We start from the raw sequence: 18,861 nt of genomic DNA on the forward strand, positions 1-18,861 counted from the left end.
CAGTGTGTCGACAGCGACCAGATGATCCCGAACTCTCTCCCCCGACATTCGAGGCCTCGTTCCGCAGCGCTGACCGTCATGGGCGCCGGCGAGCATTCGGCCGTGTCCTGTCCTGGCGACGACTTCGTGGTCACCAAGCTTGATCGGTTGATCCAGGAAGGAACCCCTTCGAAGTACCCCCGACACTCGGCGACACCGCGTCCGTGGTGCTCACCTCGAGCACCAAGGAAGCCTGACCGTTCGAGTTCCCCTAGCAGCTCTACGATCCGAGGGTGAGCGGCTGCGGCGTGGAACAGCAGGCGTTGGCGGGGGCAGGGGTGCAGCAGGAGTCACTGGTCGGCGCGGGGGGCGTCGCAGCTGCCGCCGAGGTCGGTGGTGCACACGCCGGTCTCGGGCAGTTCGAGGTGGACCGCGCCTGCTGCTTCGCGGTCTCCGTCCAGGGCTGCCGCGATGGAGCGGACCTGTTCGTAGCCGGTGGCCATGAGGAAGGTAGGGGCGCGCCTGTAGCTCTTCGTCCCGACGATGTAGAAGTGTTCCTCCGGGTGGTCCAGGACGCGCTCCCCGTGGGGCTCGACGGATCCACAGGAGTGGAACTCGGGGTCGATGAGCGGGCCAAGCTGTGCGGGTGCCTCGACCGCCGGGTCCAAGGTCAGGCGGAGCTCAGCGAGCATGCCGAGATCGGGGTGGAACCCGGTGGCCGGCACCAGCACATCGACGCTCACCTCTCGCTCCCCCTCCGGGGTCACAGCGTGAACGGTCAACGCGTCGTCGACGCTGAAGCGGGTAGTGGTGAACGAGGTGAGGACTTCGATGCGTCCGGAGTCGACCGACGCGCGCAGTCGGGTGCCGAGTGCCCCGCGTGCTGCGAGCTCGTCCTGCTCTCCGCCGCCGTAGACGCGAGTGAGGTCTGCGGTGCGGACGGCCCAGATGATCGTGGTGGCAGCGTCCAGCTCTGCGAGGTCCAGCAGGGTGTTCCCGGCCGAATGGCCGGCACCCATCATCATGACGCGCTTGCCGGCGTTCGCGATCACGGCCCTGCACGTTGTGCAGCCCACTGACCGACCCTCGGAGAAACGTCGTATCAGAGTGCCCCGGGTATCGGGCGGCACCGTTCGCCTGTGCTCTAGTCCCCAATGGGTGAGGCTCGTAGTTCGGGGTAGCCGCCCCATCTCAGATTGGTGCGCGCGGCATGTCTGACGGCGGTGTTGATGTTGGGCCTGGGCGACAGCCCGAGCGGTGGACCGGTAGACGCTTCTGATCGAACGAGCCGAAGACCCGAACGGAGCCGGCGCCATAGGAAGGGGTCGCTCAGCCTTCCCTCCCCGTCCGACTCGCCCCGTCGTCCGTCCTCGCTGGTGCTCGTCCGTCCTTGGTGCTCGCTGTCCGGTCCGGTCGGTTCGCTCCCTGTCGGGGCTTCGCCCCTCGGTGGTGTCCGTCGTGGTTGTCGTTGCGGTGTCGGTGCGCTGCGCGCGCGTGACGCACCCGTCGCGCCGACTGGCCGCTGCACCTCGGTACGCAACCTGTGCGCCGTCTGGTCGGAGTCTGCGGTGCGTAAACAGGATGCGGCTCTCGCTACGCTCCCGTCGCGTCAGCTGTCTGCTGCGCGCAGCGCTGATCATGCACGCTCTGCCCCGTGGTCTCCTCGTGCTCGGTGGATCCTCTGTTCCATGCGTCCCGCACTGTGTTCGTCGATGCTGGCCGGGGCGGTGCGTCTGCTCGTACTTCGTACTTCGCAACTGGCTGCGTCCGACTACTCGCACTTCGTACCCCGCAACGCTTCGCGACTACTCGCACTTCATACTTTGCAACGCTTCGCGTGTCGTGGTCGTCGCGGCGGCGGTGCCTCCCCGCCCACTTCGCGGAGTGTCGATCCCGTCGGCCTCGTCGAGAGGCGTCCGGGATCTTCGGATGCACCTGCAGCGTGATCGGCTTCCCGCTGCGCGGTGCGTGCGCTACGCGCTCGTTGCGTTGCGCGAGACGCGATGTGTGGCGGAGTTCGGTGTGGACGGCGTGGACGGGCTCCTCGCGGCTCGACTCGTTGCGCGTAACGCTGCGATCGTTGCGCGGTACGCACACGCTCCGCTCGCGGAGCATTTGCCGGGAGCAGCCCGTGATGAGTGCGGAGCGTGAATGGACACGAAGCGGCTCTCGGGCGCAGCCCGATGCGAAGTACGAAGCAAGAGTCGACGCGAAGCGTTGCGCAGCGCGAAGCGCAAGCAGTCCCCGCCGGATCGGATGACCTCACAAGGAACGCTGAATCGACCACCCCGAAAGGCGAAGCCGAAGGAACACAGGGGTCGATACGAAGACGAGGTCATACGACTGGACGCACCACGATTCCCGCGGCGAAGCCGCATCGTGGACACAGCGCGTACAGGGCGGGGACACCGGGTCTGGATCGAGCGGCGGACGCCGAGGTCAGCCGTGGTCCAGAATGCGAGACGTGCAGGTCGTCCTGTGAGACCCGGTCTCCACAGGGTTCTCGACGCGCTCCTTCGCATATGTGAGGGCATGAGCAGACACACCGTGATCCGCCGGGTGACGCGAGCATCCGGAGGCCAGAACAGTCCCGAACTGGTCGCGACCCGTATGCGCTCCTTCGCGTCCTCGCTCAGCCCCCGCACCGCCGCCACCTTCCTGGCCGTGATGACCACCGAAGGACTGGAGAACTACCTCGTCACGCCCGACACCGACAGCATGAACAAGGCCGCGCTGTCGGCAGCGCACGCCGTCACCGGGAAGCTGGCCTACGCCGAGGAACTGCCCGACCTGCACGACGCGTCGGCGATGGGGCACCTGTTCTTCCGGCCCGGCGGTACGCGCGCCTCGACGACGCAGACCGGCAAGGATCCGTTCTCGATGGCGGCCTCGCTGGCGGACATGCCGACCGGCTCCTGGGTGGCGATCACGATGCGCGCCCCGCACCGGGGTCTGGTTCGCCACGAGGACCGCGCCTGGGACCGATGGATCAAGGGCAGGATCGTCGGCGGCACCCACCACTCGCTGGAACCCAACGGCGTCATCGCGCACGTCGCCGCCGCATCCACCTCACGCACCAGCGTCGATTCTCTGCTGCGACAGGTGGCCGGGGATATGCACGGTTTCGACCTCGAGACTCGCAACGTGTCCTTCCCCCGACGCTGGGTGATCGCCCAGCTCCTCGCCGCGGCCGTGGCGCTGCTCGTGGCGGGCATCAGCACGCGCATCGCCGCACCCGCGATCAGCACCGCCATCCCGCCGGACGTCACCACCCAGGTCGGCACCGCCGTGATGATCCTCGCCGTCGCCCCGGTGCTTGCGATGCTCGCCTACATCGTGTGGGGCCGGCGATACCAGGCGCGCTTCCGTGAGGGCAGGTTCCCGCTCCCCCGCCGCCGCTGGGCGCTGCGCACGAAACCACCCACTCAGGGCAACGACGTCGGCCGGGCGGAGTCGGCCGACGACTTCTCCACGCCCGGGGCGAAGAAGCGAAACGCCGGCCCAGGTGACTACCCGCTGGATCGCGGCTCGTTCAAGCTCGGTGCACTCCTGCCGGTCGGTGCTCTCGCCCCCGCATCGGGGTCGGCATCGGGCACCTCGGAGACCGGCGACCGGCACGCCCCCGCCCCGTTGCTGCGTCGGATCGGGCCGGTGATCGGACTGGATGCGCTCGGTCAGATGGTGCGGCTGTCGGCGAGGGACCTGTGGGCCGGGATCGCCGTGTTCGGCAAGCCCCGCTCGGGCAAGTCCTACCTGCTGCGGTCGCTGTTCGCGTTCCTCATGATGGACCAGCAGCCACTGCCCCGCGGCGAGTCGGAGTCTGTCGAGCAGTCCGAGTCGATGCTCGGCGAGCAGGGTGCCATCATCGCATTCGAGTCGAAGTCGGGTCAGGACGCCGCCGAGTATCAGGCATGGGCGAAGACGCTGGGGAAGAAGAAGGTCCACGTGTTCGACCTCGCTGACCCCGATGGGGCACGCATCGACATGTTCTCCACCGGCGCCGCCCCGACCGATAGGGCCGCGAAGTTCGTCGACACGATGATCTACCACTGGGGGCCGGAGTCCATCGGCGCCGCCTCGGCTAAGACGCTGCGGGGCGTGTTCACCACCGCACTCGGCATCCCCACCGCCGTGCTGGAGGACGCGATCGCCACGCACCCGGACGCGCCGATGCCGGCCCCGGTGGCGACACCCATGTCGATCGCGCACGCGCTGCTGGGCGGCTACGGTGACGAGTTCGGCGTGCACCTGGCCGAGACCATCCGCCGCCACCTGTCAGACGTGAAGGCCGGACGGACCGGCGGCGACCGGGAGACGATCGAGATCGCCGTCGGCGGGCTGTCGGAGTTGTACGGTCCCACCGTGAAGCCGGCTGCCCGGATCGGTCTGCAGAAGGCACCTTCGTCGAAGGTGGAGGTGTTGATGCTCGCCCCGCACTGGTGGCGCACCGACGGCCGCGTCGCTTCCTTCGCCGAGATCCTGCGACGCCATCTGCGCATCGTGATCAACTCCGGCGCCACATCCACTGCCAGCGGTGCCAGCGATGACAACCTGCGCCTGCCCGCGGCAGTCGGTGACGCACTCAGCGGCATGCTGTTGTACTCGCTACGCGAGGCGACCCAGGACGTCTGCGCCGGATGGGAGGACCAGGGACGCTACGTCGCGATCATCTCCGACGAGCTCTCTCGCGTCGCCAAGAACTCCCCTGACGTGATCGAGTGGACTCGCATGCAGGGCCGTTCCTTCGGCGTCATCCCGATCTTCGCCACGCAGGAGCCGGAGCAGCTTTCCGAGGACGTCCGCCGCACGATGTTCTCGCTGTCGACGGTGATTTCCTACGCGCAGGAGAACTCGGACGTCGCCTCCCAGATCGCGAAAGATTTCACCGGCGGGGCGACCGAAGGGTTCGAGGTGGTCCACCCCAAGGAGGTGATGGACCTGGCGCGCTACATGACGCTGGTGCGCACCGTCGTCGACCAGCAACGGCTGAACGTGTTCACCGCCAAGATCCACCCGTTCGAGGACGACCGCGACGCGTTCCGCGACACCGTCTACCCGCCCGAGACGGAGCAGTGATCACCGTGTCCACAATCCATGCTCTGGCCGATCTTCCCTCGCGCAACGAGACCGGCGCGTACCGCGGCGCCGACCGCGCGGACCCGTACTGGGCAGGCATGTTACCCACCGGCATCTCCGACGGGTGGGTCAACGCATCCCAGTACCGGTCCGCGTCACCGGACCAGAAGCGATGGTCCGGCGTCCCGGCCAGCTTCGTGATGGACCAGTCCGAGGCGCGGGCGCAGATGCGCACCAACCGTCACCGCGCCTCCATCCTCGGCGCCCTCGGCGCCGCTTCCACGTGGCGGACCGTCACCCGCGAGCAGCTCGCCGCCATCACCGGATCGGCTGTCATGGCGGGCACCTACCCGAAGTCACTGTCGGCACCGTTCTCCGCCGGTCTGCTGGCCCACGGTTACGTCTCCGCCGGGTTCAATCGTCTGGCCCCGGCTAGGGAGCGGATGAGCATGTGGGCCGTCGGCGACCAGATCGCCACCTACACCCGGCACCGCAGAGCACTCACGTTCGCCGAACATGTCGCGGTCACCGGCGGGCAGGGCTGGGACAGCGAGCACCGCTTCGACCGCCACAACGTGCTCACCACCGAGCTCGCCTTGCGGGCCGCGGAGTACTGCGACGTGGCGACGGTGCTCGGGGAGAAGCAGATGGGCCTGACTGCGATGCTGGCCGCTGCCGGGCTGAGCACCGCGCAGTCGGATCTGGGCCGCAAGCCGGACGCTGGGATCGTGCGCCGCGACGGGTTGGTGATCGCGGTCGAGACCACCGCCTCGGTCGGCAAGGGCTTCCGCGGCAAGATCGCCAAGTGGGCCCAGATCCTGCAGCGCCACCCCACCTACGAGCTGCCCATGGTCGTGCTCGTCGTGGACGCGTCCACCCCGTCGCAGGCCACCAGTGCGTCCGCGAAGAACTCCACCGACGCCGAGATCCAGGCGGCGATCCGCGAAGCCGTCCGCGACTTCCCCGGCACGGCGCTGAACCGCACTGCCGACCGCCTCGGCATGGTCTCCTGGTCCGACTGGTTCCCGGCACCCCACGAAGCCACCACGGACTTCCTCGACCTGACCGCGTCGTTCCTCGCCCGTGGACAGGACCGTGACGCGGATGGCTGGCTGATGGTGCGGCTGCTCGATCCCGACGAGGTCCCCTACCGCGAAGGCAGTGCGGACGCCGGCGAGGTGATCGCGACGAACGCGCGGCTGCTGGCCGGCACCCCGCACTGGCTCCGGTCCGGCACTGTCCCCCGCACCGACCAGTACCTGGTCGACCAGGTCGACACCAGCGGCGTCGACGCGCTGGTGGATCCGTCCGTACCAGACCGGATGACCGGCCCCGGGTTCACCCAGTCCGTCGCCGGTCGCAAATGGCGGCACCTTGTCGACCTGGGTGATATCGCGGCGGACCACGTCGCGTCGTGAGGAAACTCCGGACGCTCCGGCTCGGGCCTCGGTTGCCCCGATGTCGACTCCGCTTCCGGTCGAGCCTGCACACTGGGAGCATGCGCTACTGGTGGGCAAGCCAAGGGAGGAACTATCAGCACGCCGCTTCGCAGAGGAGATTGTGGACGTGTCCACCCGCGAATGGAGGCTCACTTCGTAGCCGTGAACTGATCAAGGAGCTCACCCCGGGCGACCTGGTGTTCCACTACGCCAATAAGGAGCTCCGCGTCCTCAGCGAGGTCACGGCGTCCTGGGTCCCGTGGCAGCGACCAGAAAACCACCCCCCGAAACCCGGTGAGCACGACGACGGCTGGCTGGTGACGACCGATCCGTGGTACATGAACCTCGAAATCCCACTCGGGGTACTCCAGGAGGTCCTCGAACACGGTTCGCCCAGCCCGCTCAATAAGAACGGGATGCCGGTGCGCAAGTTCCTGTCCGAGCTGAATCCTGGCGATGCAGCCTTGCTGCTCTCGCTGATCGGTGCCGAGGCTGACCGTTCCGAGACGCAGGCCGAGCCGGACCAAGACCGAGTCTGGTCAGGAGGAACCACCTCGGCACTGCGCGAGAAGCTGGCACGCAGTGAGCAAGCAGCGCTTCGCGGGCACCTGCTCGCCGGAGCAACACACGGGACCTGCAACCTGTGCGGGCGAGACCTGCCCTCGGAGTTGCTCGTGGCCGCACACATCGTCCCCCGCCACCGGCTGACCGACGACGAGCGCCGGGAACTGTCGCGCATCGCGATGCTTGCCTGCGCCCTCGGCTGCGACGCCCTGTTCGAGCACGGCTACATCGCCGTCGACACCACCGGTACCGTACGGGACTTCACCGGTTCCGGGTCCCTGGACGCCTCCGTGCATGCGAAGGACATCGCAGGCCAGCGCTGCGATGCCCACACTCCCGCGACCGCGGGCAGATTCGCGGAGCACTACGCACAGGCACAGTACCGAAGGCAGGAGAGTTCACCGCCTCGCTGATGGCCGAGACCGCACGGACGCTCACGCCGGACCCTGGTCCGTTCGCCGCCCACTTCCCACGGTGGGACCGTCAGCGAGAGGAGTGGGGCAACCGCCATGAGCATCACGCGGAAGAGAGATACCGGGGAGGCCGGCAACCAGGGACAGTTCGGGTCCACGCCCCGGGGCGAGGCTGACGTGGACGTTCCCGGAGCTGCGACCGCTGAGACCTTCGAGCCGAGTACTCAGGGCCAGCGCATCCATCCCGGCGCGACGGTCGAGTCCAACTTCCTCGACGAGTCCGTCGTGGTCGACAAGCACGCTCGAGTATTCCCGGCGGCCACCGCCGGGCCAGGTTCACGTATCGGGGAAGGGGCCGTGCTCGGCGCCCGCAGCAACTGCGGTGCCGAGCTCTTGATGGCTCCGGCGTCTACCCTGGCCTCTCTCACCAAGAGCGGGAACCGCGTACGCCTTGGCGAAGGGGCATGGGTCCGAGACCGGGCCCGACTCGGGAATGACGTGACCCTCGGTGACGGTGCCGTGGTCGGGGACCGGGCTCGGGTTGGTAACGACGTGACCGTCGGTAGCGGATCGGTGATCGGTGAGAGGTCCGCGATTGGTGACGGCGTGCGGATCGATCCTGACCTCGAGGTCCGCCCCGATTCCCAGATCGAGTCCGGTGAGCACGTGACGATCGACCATCCCTGCGCCACGGCCAGACGGCCGCCAGAGGTTTTCGACGACTGAGTCCCACGACAGTGCTCTCCCGCCCACTTGCCTGGTCGACGGTGTATCCGAGGAGAGGTGGAGACGATGGGACTGGGGCGTGGGCCACGGTTCGAGAAGGATTCTGAGGACCTGATCGAGGCGCTCAGCAGCACCGGGGTGAGGGTCGGGCTGTTCGTGCTGGTGCTGCTGGTCGGCGGCTCGATCCTGGTCGGGATCCTCTGGTGAGCGGCACCGTGTACGGGACCGCCGGCGGGTCGGTCGAGGAACTCGGCACCGACGCCGCCCGGACAGGACGTGCGGGCGAGGAGTCGACCGGTCTGGTGCTGGACCGGATCACGGTCGAGTCGCAGCGGGATGTGTGGCACGACCTGGACGTCCCCGCCCGCGGAATCGTGGCGAACATCGACCACATCGTCACCGGCGGCACCGTCGCGCTGATCATCGACGCGAAACGGTGGAAGCCAGGCCTGTACTGGACGCTGGACGGGACCTCGTTCCGGTGGCTGTCGAAGGTTGAGCACGCCGACCGGTTCACGATGACGATGATTCAGCAGCGCATCGCCGCCCGCATCCCCCGGGCCCTGGTCCGGCGGCCCGTGGTGTCGATCGAGACCTCCCGTGACGGATGGCTGAGCACGACCTTCCTGCACATCCCCGGGGCTGACGCGATCCACGCCGGGGCCCTGCTCCGCCGGGTGCGGTCCCGCGTCCCGGATGAGCCCACCGATCCCGATCTCGTGGCGGCCCTGTTCCCGCTGTTGCGTTCACACTGAGAAGGAACCAAGGATGGCTCAGAAGTACGACAAGCCCGCCTGGAACTACACCGGCCCCCTGCTGGCACTGACCTTGGTGGCCACCGCTGCCGCGTTGGTGTTCGGGCTGCCCGCGGGGTGGGTGGCCTTCGCTGGCCTGCTCGTGACCGCCTGCGCCCACCCGGCTCCGGTGCTGACCGGACCGAAGGGCACTCCGGACAACTCCCGCGAAGAGCTGCTGGTGTTCCAGCACCGGATCTGGCTGGACATCCGCAACAGTCTGCTGCTGGGCAACCGGTGGGGGTGGCGGTGGGTGTGGCCGGGCTACCCGCCGCGCACGGCGTTCTTCGTCTCGGCCGCGACGGGTGCGCTGGTCGCGGCACTGCCCCTGTCCGGGCAGGTGCCCACCATGGTGCTCGGCGCCATCGGAACCCTGGTGGGCTGGGACGCGCCGGTGGTCGAGATGCCCTGGCAGGTCGCTTTCAGCTCCGGGCTGCTGACCCACCACGTGCTGACGGCTCAGTCCACCCTGCTGCAGCGGTTCGCGTCTCGACCGGACGTCACGATCGGCGTCGGCCCGCTTCGGCAGATGTGGTCCTCGACGGCACGACCGGTCCTGCTCATCGCGCTGCCGCTGGCCATCGCCGGAGCGTGGGCTACCGGCTGGGGACTGGAGCAGTTGGGCCAGGAGGGCACGTGGCGTCGGGTCGGCATGGCAGCAGGGTTCGTGCTGACCCTCAATATCGTCGTCGGCCCGTACGTGTCGCGGATCCGGCTGCGTCGCTGGCGCAGCGTGAAGGAGGCCGAAGCTGCGTGGGAGCCGCGCTTCGCCGAGGTGTTCACCGCCAAGGAGGGCACCCCGCGGATCGTGGAGCGGACCATCGCGCCCTGTGGGGCGATCGTCGATGTCGTCGATGCACCGCCGAAGCTGATGGCCTCTGGCCTGCAAGGTCGGGCCGAGGTGATCCAGGCGGCCTACGGGGACCCGTCGACCCGGATCGACGTGTTGGCCAGCCCGAACCTCGATGCCGCCGGCAAGCCTGTGGCGGGTACCGCGCACCAGCTGCGAGTTCGGATCGTGCAGTGGCCCGAGGGATCGTTTCCGAACCTGCTGGATCCTGACCTCGATACGCTCTCTCGTGACCTGGCGCTGGAGGCGGCCCTGGCCCGCGCACTGGATGCCATCGGCGTCAATCGAATGGTTCTGGTCGAGGCGAAGCAGGTGGCGGACATGCCCGCCAGGGTCGACCCGCGACTGAGCGGCCTGGCCGCCAAGCGCGAGCAGCACGTCCGCGCCCAGATCGCGAAGCTCTCCGACGACGACGGGGAGGAGATCGCCCGTCTGGAGGCCACGCTTGAGGAGCCGGTGGAGGCACCGCGGACCTCACCGCTGATGGTGGCCTGGCGGTGGCTGCGCGGCGTCCCGGCACCGCCGCTGGTCACTCCGGATGACTCGCCGCTGGCGATCTGGAAGACGACCTGGGCGATGCCCGGGATCCCCACCCCACCGTGGGCCTCGATCCAGGCGGAGCACGCCGGGATCGGCTCCGAGGCCTCCATCATGGTCGGCCAGGAGAAGGTCGAGGTCGATGCCGTCGTCGAGCGACGCCAGGGGTTCATCCTCGTTGGTGACCCGGTCTCGGACGATTCCCGCTACAGCGAGGAGTCAGGGCTCGAGCTGGCCCAGGTCCGCAACGTGCAGGCCGAGATCGAGTGGGAGCAGCGGTGGGAACAGGCCCTCCCCCAGGGGGCTGAGGGACCGACGACGCGGTTCGAGATCACCCGCACCGCCGAGCTGTCGCAGCGGTTCGCTCGCGAGCCGCTGGTACTGCATGAGCAGCTGTTCGCCACCAAGACCGGACTCGATGCCGGTGAGACGTATATCGACCCTCGCGGCAAGGACTTCGAGAAGGGCATGCGCACCTCGATCACGGCAGCGCAGATGGTGTCTCTGGTCGGCTGGCCCGCCGAGAAGGAAGGCCAGGGTTCACGGCACCCGCACCTGTTCCTGGTGCGCTGGTCCACCCAGCCCGTCCCGACCACTCCGCAGGACGTTACCCCCGACGATTCCCCGGGCCCGGTGGCCACCAGCGGCCCGGCGTGGGTGTTGGCCCACCAGGTCAACACCGCGTTCCGGGCGCCCGCTGTGAAGCTGCCGAAGCCGGAGATCGTCGAGGCCGAACCGCTGACCGTGTCGGCCAGTTCCAAGCACGCCTGGAAGGTGACCATCCGTCTGCATGGCGGCACCACCCTGGTCGATGTGCGCAAGAAGGCCGACGCGATCCGGTCGCAGCTGGCGTGCCCGTGGATGCGGATCCAGTCCGCGTCCGACGGGCAGGTGACGCTGTTCATCGGTGACCCGGGTGGCGGGGCGAAGCTGCGCCGCGGCGCCGACGTGCAGATCCGTCGTGTCGACTTCGACCAGGCGTTCGTCGATTCGACCATCGCCAACACCTCCGGTGCGGTGCCGGCCTTGACGGCGCTGGAGCGCCTGGAGACCAACGATCAGGTGGAGGTGCTCGATTTCGATCTGCCTGCCGGGATCGACGCGGCAAAGGTGCGCGGCAACCGCGAGAAGCTGCGCTCGAACCTCGGTGTGGAGTTCCTGGACGTGCGCAAGCGCGGTGCGTCCTCGGTGCGGCTGTTCACTTCCGAGCAGGACCCGCTGCCCGAGCGCGTCGGCATCCCGTTCGATGACATCGCCGCCGGCACTGTCCCGTTCGGTGTCAACGCTCTCGGCGAGCAGATGGTGTTCGACCTCGAGGAGAACCCACACTTGCTGATCCTGGGCGCAACGGGATCGGGCAAGTCGGCGACCATCTCCACTCAGCTGCACGGGCTGATCCGGACCGGGTGCGACGTGGTCATCATCGACCCCACCAAGGGTGGTCATGACTTCGCGTTCGCCAAGGACTGGGCGATCGCGCCGTTTGCTGGCGACGTGTATCAGGCTGCCTCGACGCTGAAGGCCCTGTACGCGGAGTTGGAGCGGCGCAAGGCTCTGCTGGGCGAGCATGGTCAGGTCAAGATCGGCAAGCTGCCCGAGCGGATGCGGCCGCCGCGCATCGTGGTGGTGATCGACGAGTTCACGTCGCTGATCGGCAAGTCGCAGGTGCCGCCGAAGTCGGAGGACCCGGCCGCTGACCATGCCCGGTTGGAGGTCGAGGCGGAGAACAACGCTCGCGCGATCGTCGGCAGCATGGTCGGCAAGTTCGCTCGGGAGGCACGGTTCGTCGGCATTCACCTGATCCTGGGCACCCAGAAACTGACCTCCAAGAGTCTGGATTCGGTGCCCGGGTCCTCGGACTTGAAGACGAACCTGGCTCGGATGGGGCAGGGGAACATGACGCAGGGCGACAGGATGAGCGCGTTCCGTAACCCGTTGGAGGCCGATTCGATCGCCGAGCCGAAGATCGGCCGGGGGCTGTTCGAGCCGCTGAATGCTGCCCACCCGGTGCTGATGCAGGCCTGGTACGAGGAGAACCACACGCTTCGCGAGAACCTCACGGCGGCCGGTGTCGAGCCGGTGCCGGACGAGCGGATGCTCGACCCCACCGATCCGCGCTACGCGGTCGCCCCGCTGAAGGACTTCGTCGACGTCGTCGAGGAGACCGTCGAGCAGGCTCCCGTGGTCGAGGACATCGATCTGAATCTGGGCGAGTTCGACCTGGGGGCTCTGCTCGCCGAGAGCGATCGTGTCGACCCGGCGGATCAGATCGATCTGCCGGGCACGGACGTTTCCGAGTCCGAGGAGGCAGCAGATCCGGGCGAGCCGGCGGATGCGGCCCTGGGCGGCTGCTTGTCACTGTCCGGTCTGGACGTGGGTGGCGGATCGTGGCAGCTCGTCCAATCGCTGCAGGCGGCACTGGCGACGGCTGACGTGGACGAGGTGATCGCCGATGTCGATGGGCTGGATGAGGACTCCGAGGTCGGCGTCAGCTACCGCGAGCTGATCGCCGAGGTGGCCAGCGAAGCCGGGGCCCAGCTGCGCGAGGCCACCCCGACCGGAGGTCAGCTCGAAGAATCGGATGCCGCTGCGGAGCCGGAGGACTCACTTCCCGAGCGGGATGAGGACGGGGCCGATGGCGAGAGCGCCGACCCGAATATGGCGGGCGGGCAGGACGACGCCGAAGAGCCGGCTGTCACGGAATCCGAACGGGACCCGGGCCAGGACCTCGAGGACGGGTTCGACTTCTCCTTCCCGGCGCCGCCGATGGTCCGCGGCGGGCTCTGACCGACGAGTCGCCAGGGTCCCGCCCACTAGGAGGCGGCGAGGAGGTTGCCCATGGCCGATGAGCAGCAGCACCCCGGTGACGACACCGGGGCTTCGAGCACGCCAGGGGACGAAGCGCTGGACGGCCCGGGCTCCGGAGATCTCGGATCCGACAGTCACGAGGCTCCCACCTCGCACGGTTCTGGCGTCGGCAAGAAGATCGCCCAGAAGGGTGCCGAGTCCGGGGTCAAGAAGGCCACCGGATCCGACGTTGCCGTCAGCGCGCTGCGAGGCGCACAGAAGGCCCGCAAGGGAGACATCGTCGGCGGCGCCCAAGACATGACCGCCTCCGGCGCCGGAGCCTTGACCTCGGGAGCCCTGACCGCGTCGGGCGTCGGTGCCCCGGTCGCCGGGGCCGCCGGGTCCGCCGTCACGTCCCTCTTCCAGACCAAGGCGTTCCGCATCGTGATCGGCGCCATCGTCGCCGTGACAGTGACGGCCCTGGTTCTGCAGGCCGTGGTCATCTCGTCCATCGCCGCCGCCAGCTTCGGTGTCCTCACGTCCTCGATCAGTCAGAGCTCCGCCTTCGACGGCGGGAACACATGCACCGACGCAGGCGCGACCGGCGGACCCAGCAGCGTCGTCGGCGGTGACATCGAGGAGAAGGTGTGGAACTACCTGCGCGGCGCCGGGTACAGCGAGCAGCAGACCGCCGGGGTGATGGGCAACATCGAGCGCGAGAGCGGCTTCAATCCCTTCATCGCCCAGGGCAGTGCCTCCACCCCCTCCACCAGTTCCGGATGGGGTCTGGTGCAGTGGACCGCTGACCGGCACGCCGACGTCCGCGACGCCGTCATCGCCGAGCTCGGCGAGGAGTTCTACATCGCCGCCCCCACCATGGATCAGCTGCCCGAGTCGATGACCAGCGAGGACGTCGACACCATGGTGCTGTTCCAGCTGCGCTACATCATCGACGAGCTCGAAGGGACCGAGAAGGCCGCTGGGGACCACCTCGCCGCCACCAGCACGGTCGCCGAGGCCACCCGGTCGTTCGAGTCCAAGTACGAGCGGGCCGGCGTGGTCGCGCTCCAGGAACGTATCGCCAATGCCGAAGCGTTCTACGAGCAGTACTCCGGGTCGCCCGTGCCCGAGGCCGGCGGCACCGCGCCCCCATCCGACACCGAGACCGCTACGGAGAGTCCTTCGGCGACGATGACCCCGAGCGACGTCGCCTCGGCCACCGGAGCGACAGGCACCGCCAGCTGCGGAGGTTCCTCTATCGCGCCCGGCGGGCAGGTCGGGCAGGTCGCCGAATGCCCCGATCCCTCCGACGATCCCGCTGCCCCCGGTGCCAGCGACTCCTGCGTGAACATCGCCGCGCTGACGAAGCCGTCCGCCTCGATGTCCTGCCCCGGCGGCACCAGCGACCACGGCACCACCATCGCCTATCAACAGGGCAAGGGCGTCGAGGTGCGCCTGTGCACCCTGGATGGTGTCACCGATACCAATGGCCGCCCGATCACCATGAACGCGATGATCGCTCCGGCGTTCATTGCGTTCTGGAACGACGCCAAGAAGCAGGGCATCGACCTGTCCTTCACCTCCACCTACCGGTCGCACGCCAAGCAGCAGCAGCTGTACAGCGAATCCCCCGGCGGCGCAGCCCGCCCCGGATGGTCCAACCACGAGTTCGGGATGGCGTTCGACATCGCCGGATTCCCTGCCTCCTACTCCCGGCACAACTGCGGGTCCTTTCACACTCCCGAAGCAGCCTGCGCCTACCCCGGCTCCGGCGACGCGATGGAGCGGTGGAAGCAGATCCGCAAGCTGGGGCTCAAGCACGGCATGTACATCCACGACGAGGAGTTCTGGCACATCGAGTTCATCCCCTCCGGCCTGAGTCGCGGCCGCAACATCGACGTCTACGAAGGGTGAGCAGCATGGGTTCGAAACGTATCCGGGCAGTCGTGATCGGGACGATCGCCCTACTCATCCTCGCCGGATTGGTGTGGCTGATCCCCGAAAACCCCCTGGGGACCGAAGATCGGCCACAGGACGAGAGCACGGAGAGCGCGGTGATGCCCTCCGACGGCGGGTCGGGCTCCCCCGAGCAGACCTCTCCCCCAGTTGCCGCGCCCGAGGAGGAGGACGAGCAGCAGGCCGCACCGGTCTCGGACATGACCGACCCCGAGCAGGTCGCCAGGGCATTTATGCAGTCCTACCCTGGCGACGTGGCAGACCTGGCCGATCCGACGTTCCTGGCCTCGCTCGACGGTGTGGAGGTGGGCCTGCTCAACCAGATCAGCAATATGCGCCTCGAGCACGTCGATCAGGCCACCGACGACATGACGGAGCAGCACGCCTACACGATCCACGGCACCTACCAGGGTCAGGACATTCAGGCGTACACCATCGTCGTCTCTCGCCCCAGCGAACCGATCGAGGGCGAATCAGCGGACGACAACGGCCTGCCCTATCAGGTCGATTCCTTCGACTGGTCCCCGTTCCTGCTCGGCGACGAAGACTCCCCGGGCCCGGCGGCCGGTCTCGTCTCGCCGCTGACCGCGCAGCAGCGCGGCGACCTGATCGCTGCCACCCGCACGGGCGTGATCGCCCAGGTGCTGACCTACAACCCCGACGAGAGCGAGAAGGAGCGTCAGGCCCGCCTCGACGAGCTCATGCTCGAACCCACCGACGTGCAGCCCCCGTCTTCACGCAGCGGCCGTTACGCGATGAAGGTCGAGATCACCTCGCAGTACTACAGCACCGAGCGGGGCGGGCCGATCACGATTGGCTACGATGGCACCTGGGTCGACCCGTACAACAACTCCCGCCACGGGCCATGGTCCCTGACGGCCACGATCGTCCGAGGCGAAGACGACCGGCTCGTCGTCCAGTCCGTCGAAGAGTCCAACCTGGACGAGAGTGATGGAGCCGAGCAGTAGGCCACGTGAGCGCACAACTCGAGATTACTTTGCCGATGTTTGCCAGTTACTGAGCTCGATGAGATTGTCGAGGTAACCTATCTCAGAACCGAATCGGCCCACTCGAGACATCGGATGACGTTTCGTAAAATCAGATCCGCCAGCCTCGCACACTGGCTATAGGCCTGCGCTCTGCGCTAGCCGGTCCAACAGGCGACGATCTCTTTGCTGCGCAACGGCAGGATCAGTCTGCTGAAGAAACTCGACAGCGTTGAAGCCATCGCCCTGCCGGCGATTCTGCGGCGGCTCCAGTCCTTCGATGAGCAGCGCCTCCATGGTGGCGATGAGTCTGTCAATCGCGATGGTGGGCGTCGGCATTGGGCTCAGGCAACCGTCCGGCTGGACGGCGCGCACCCCGAACCAAGAGAACCGGTCCCACCGCCCCGTGAGTCGATCTCGGGTGTGCTCGAAAAGGCGGAGGCCGAGCCTCGGCTCAGTCGTGCGTCCGACATACACCGCACGATTGGCATCGTAGAGCACGTAGACCCCGGCCTGGGCCGTAAAGTTGACGGGCTCGCTCCCCGACTGCTGGACGCCGAGGAGGTGCGGCATGGTCGTCTTCCAGAGCACGCGATCGCGGCTCCAGAACATACCGAATGCGTTGATCAGGCCCATATCCTCCGCATCGTCAACCGCCTCGTCGGCGGGCTGCTCCACTGGGGCTGGCGCGGTTACTGGCTGTTGGGAGAGAGCGTAGATCCCGCGCTCGACCCGGACGAATGGGCTGGGGCCATCGCCCCGCAGGGACTCCGAAAGATTGGCTGCGACGGTTGCGGAAGGTGTTGCGCCCACGTCGGTGCGGTACTCGCGGTCGATGATCGCCTGCGAGATCGCGGAGTAGTGCATCGGCTCGCCATCCTCGTCGAGGACACGGTGGATAGCCTCTCGCCACGGCATATTCTGTGCTGACACGCATCTGAAAGTACCAGCATTCAAGTGCGCCGAGAGCGCGTCTCAGAGATTTCCTCCGGTGATCGCGCGGTACGGCAGAGCGGGGTGGGCCAACTGCGCCAATCTCAGACTGGGGGCGTCGACGCCGATGAGCTCTGCTCCGAAGGCCACGGCACTGACTGGCGACGGCACAGCTCCTTAGATGGTTTTCTGGCGACGATCGTCGTTCGCCAGACGGTCGAGAGCTCGCGCCAGATCCACATGGCATCCGGTGGAGTCAGCCGCTGCAGGGCGTCGCGCCGGGTGGAGATTGCCGAGAGGATGGCGGTCTCGTCTTGTCGGGTCCGCCGGTGAGGTACGTGCTCATCCATCGCTCCGTTCGTGCGTTCCTGCTCGTCCGCGCCGGTCCGTGTCTCACTGCGCCGCTCCGGAGCGCCATTCGACCAGCGGTGAAGTGCCGTCGGGGAAGTAGCGGCGGCGACGCTGCTGCAGGCGGAGGATGTACATGCGGGTCGGCACCGATCCGGACTTGCGGGAGTTGTGGAATGGGCACAGGGCCTGCTGGTTGCTCATGGCGGTGCGGCCGCCCTTCGACCAGGGGTAGATGTGGTCGCCTTGGGTGGGGGTGTTGGCGCAGCGGCGCCACAGGATCGACTTGTGCTCGCACTGCAGGCCAGCGCGGTCGAATGCTTCGCGCCGCTCGGCGCCGGTGAAGGTACGCCGCGGGTCGCGGAAGGAGCTCGCGCCGCCAGCAGGAGAGGCTAACACGCTGCACACCAGGACAACGACGACGACCGGCAGCAGGATCCAGGGATGGTCAAGGATCAGGCTGATCATGTCCGCCAGCAGCGACAGGGTGTGTTCGATGTTCATCGTCGCTCCTGGACCCGGTCAGGTGCCGGGGTGGGCCAACGCTCCCCTACCCCGTCGTCGTCGCTGGGAGCGGGACTATCGCTGCCGGGGCTGTCGGTGATCACGACGGGCACCGGGACGTACACGATCCGCTCCTCGGTCAGCGCCTGCCAGGGCCGGGTCAGCGCCAGCACTGCCACGAGGACCATCAGGGCGACCGCGACGGCCAGGGTGATGGCCAGCCGTGAGGTCAGGAACCACATGGCAGTCCCCATGGGGTGCGGTGCAGTCGGATGCCGCGCCTGCGACCTGTCACGAATCTGCCTCCTGTCAGCGGGTGGAAAATCGGGTAGGCCGCCGATGCACCGCGAGGGACGCACCGGCGGCCAGGGTGATACCCGGGCTCGGGTCAGAATTCGAAGTCGTCGTCCGAGCTGTCGTCGCCGGAGTCCGCCTTCGCGGAGGCACTGGCCTTCGCCTTGCCCTTGGACTTGTTGCCGTTGCCCTTGCGACGCGTCGCGGTCGTGGTGGCGAACTTGTTGGAGGGACCGGCCTCCTCCACGCTCAGCTCGAGGGTCGAGCGCTCGTTGCCGTCCTTGTCGGTGAAGTCGTTCTGCTTGAACTTCCCGATGAGGATCACGCGGTCGCCCTTCTCGTGCGACTCGGCGAAGTTCTCGCCGGGCTCGCGCCAGTAGGAACAGCGCACGAACGTCGGATCGCCGTCGACCCACTCCTCACTGTCACGATCGAAGACCCGATCGTTGTGAGCGATGGTGAACGAGGCGACGGGGATGCCGTTCTTCTTGGTGTGCCGCAGCTCGGGGTCGGCCGTGAGCTGTCCGACGACCGTGGTGACGTTGTCCAGAGCCATGTGAACTCTCCTCTTTGGTATCCGTGACATCGCTAGTGCTCTGCCACATGGCTGCGACCCCGGGGGCCGCGGCGGGAATCTCCCGCGTACCTGGGAAGTGGGCGGGGCCTGTGCCTCGT

At 67.7% G+C, this 18,861-nt stretch carries 14 protein-coding genes; 9 read left to right on the forward strand and 5 right to left on the reverse strand.

Annotated features, from left to right (window positions below; translation table 11 throughout):
• Positions 1-329: 329 nt before the first annotated feature.
• Positions 330-1,031, reverse strand: a complete 702-nt coding sequence (locus tag CFK38_RS11380) for an NAD(P)/FAD-dependent oxidoreductase (protein WP_245851019.1) — start codon at positions 1,029-1,031, stop codon at positions 330-332.
• 1,426 nt (positions 1,032-2,457) lie between these two features.
• Between CFK38_RS11380 and CFK38_RS11385 the strand changes: the two genes are divergently transcribed.
• The 9 genes from CFK38_RS11385 to CFK38_RS11425 all read left to right on the forward strand — a co-directional run bounded on the left by CFK38_RS11385 (position 2,458) and on the right by CFK38_RS11425 (position 16,089).
• Positions 2,458-5,055: a type IV secretory system conjugative DNA transfer family protein gene (locus CFK38_RS11385; RefSeq protein WP_157773466.1), complete on the forward strand. Its 2,598-nt coding sequence runs from the start codon at positions 2,458-2,460 to the stop codon at positions 5,053-5,055.
• Positions 5,056-5,060: 5 nt separating this feature from the next.
• Complete coding sequence (locus tag CFK38_RS11390) at positions 5,061-6,473, forward strand: hypothetical protein (RefSeq protein ID WP_157773467.1); 1,413 nt, start codon at positions 5,061-5,063, stop codon at positions 6,471-6,473.
• 80 nt (positions 6,474-6,553) lie between these two features.
• Positions 6,554-7,471 carry an HNH endonuclease signature motif containing protein gene (locus CFK38_RS17190; protein WP_157773468.1) on the forward strand — a complete coding sequence of 306 codons (918 nt, stop codon included), beginning with the start codon at positions 6,554-6,556 and terminating at the stop codon, positions 7,469-7,471.
• A 96-nt stretch (positions 7,472-7,567) separates the two neighbouring features.
• Complete coding sequence (locus tag CFK38_RS11405) at positions 7,568-8,197, forward strand: hypothetical protein (protein WP_096803176.1); 630 nt, start codon at positions 7,568-7,570, stop codon at positions 8,195-8,197.
• 66 nt (positions 8,198-8,263) lie between these two features.
• On the forward strand, positions 8,264-8,404 hold the full coding sequence (locus CFK38_RS17195) for a hypothetical protein (RefSeq protein WP_157773469.1): 141 nt from the start codon (positions 8,264-8,266) through the stop codon (positions 8,402-8,404).
• Positions 8,401-8,952, forward strand: a complete 552-nt coding sequence (locus CFK38_RS11410) for a nuclease-related domain-containing protein (protein WP_157773470.1) — start codon at positions 8,401-8,403, stop codon at positions 8,950-8,952. The genes CFK38_RS17195 and CFK38_RS11410 overlap by 4 nt, the downstream gene beginning before the upstream one ends.
• 13 nt (positions 8,953-8,965) lie before the next feature.
• Positions 8,966-13,165 (forward strand): FtsK/SpoIIIE domain-containing protein, encoded by a 4,200-nt coding sequence (locus CFK38_RS11415; RefSeq protein ID WP_157773471.1) that lies wholly within the window; start codon positions 8,966-8,968, stop codon positions 13,163-13,165.
• 51 nt (positions 13,166-13,216) lie between these two features.
• Positions 13,217-15,079 (forward strand): phage tail tip lysozyme, encoded by a 1,863-nt coding sequence (locus tag CFK38_RS11420; RefSeq protein WP_096803179.1) that lies wholly within the window; start codon positions 13,217-13,219, stop codon positions 15,077-15,079.
• Between the two features lie 5 nt (positions 15,080-15,084).
• The gene (locus CFK38_RS11425) at positions 15,085-16,089 is read left to right on the forward strand and encodes a hypothetical protein (protein WP_157773472.1); all 1,005 of its coding nucleotides are present in this window, start codon (positions 15,085-15,087) and stop codon (positions 16,087-16,089) included.
• Positions 16,090-16,245: 156 nt separating this feature from the next.
• Here CFK38_RS11425 and CFK38_RS11430 read toward each other — a convergent pair whose 3' ends face one another.
• From CFK38_RS11430 to ssb, 4 genes are all read right to left on the reverse strand, one after another.
• A complete protein-coding gene (locus CFK38_RS11430; RefSeq protein WP_218192310.1) occupies positions 16,246-17,040 on the reverse strand; it encodes an HTH domain-containing protein in 795 nt (264 codons plus the stop codon).
• Positions 17,041-17,433: 393 nt separating this feature from the next.
• Positions 17,434-17,892: an HNH endonuclease gene (locus CFK38_RS11435; protein ID WP_096803182.1), complete on the reverse strand. Its 459-nt coding sequence runs from the start codon at positions 17,890-17,892 to the stop codon at positions 17,434-17,436.
• Positions 17,889-18,134, reverse strand: coding sequence for a hypothetical protein (locus CFK38_RS11440; RefSeq protein ID WP_096803183.1), 246 nt, complete (start codon positions 18,132-18,134; stop codon positions 17,889-17,891). The genes CFK38_RS11435 and CFK38_RS11440 overlap by 4 nt, the downstream gene beginning before the upstream one ends.
• A 146-nt stretch (positions 18,135-18,280) precedes the next feature.
• A complete protein-coding gene (ssb, locus tag CFK38_RS11445) occupies positions 18,281-18,742 on the reverse strand; it encodes a single-stranded DNA-binding protein (protein WP_157773473.1) in 462 nt (153 codons plus the stop codon).
• Positions 18,743-18,861: the final 119 nt, after the last annotated feature.

The organism is Brachybacterium vulturis (assembly GCF_002407185.1).
Lineage (GTDB): Bacteria > Actinomycetota > Actinomycetes > Actinomycetales > Dermabacteraceae > Brachybacterium > Brachybacterium vulturis.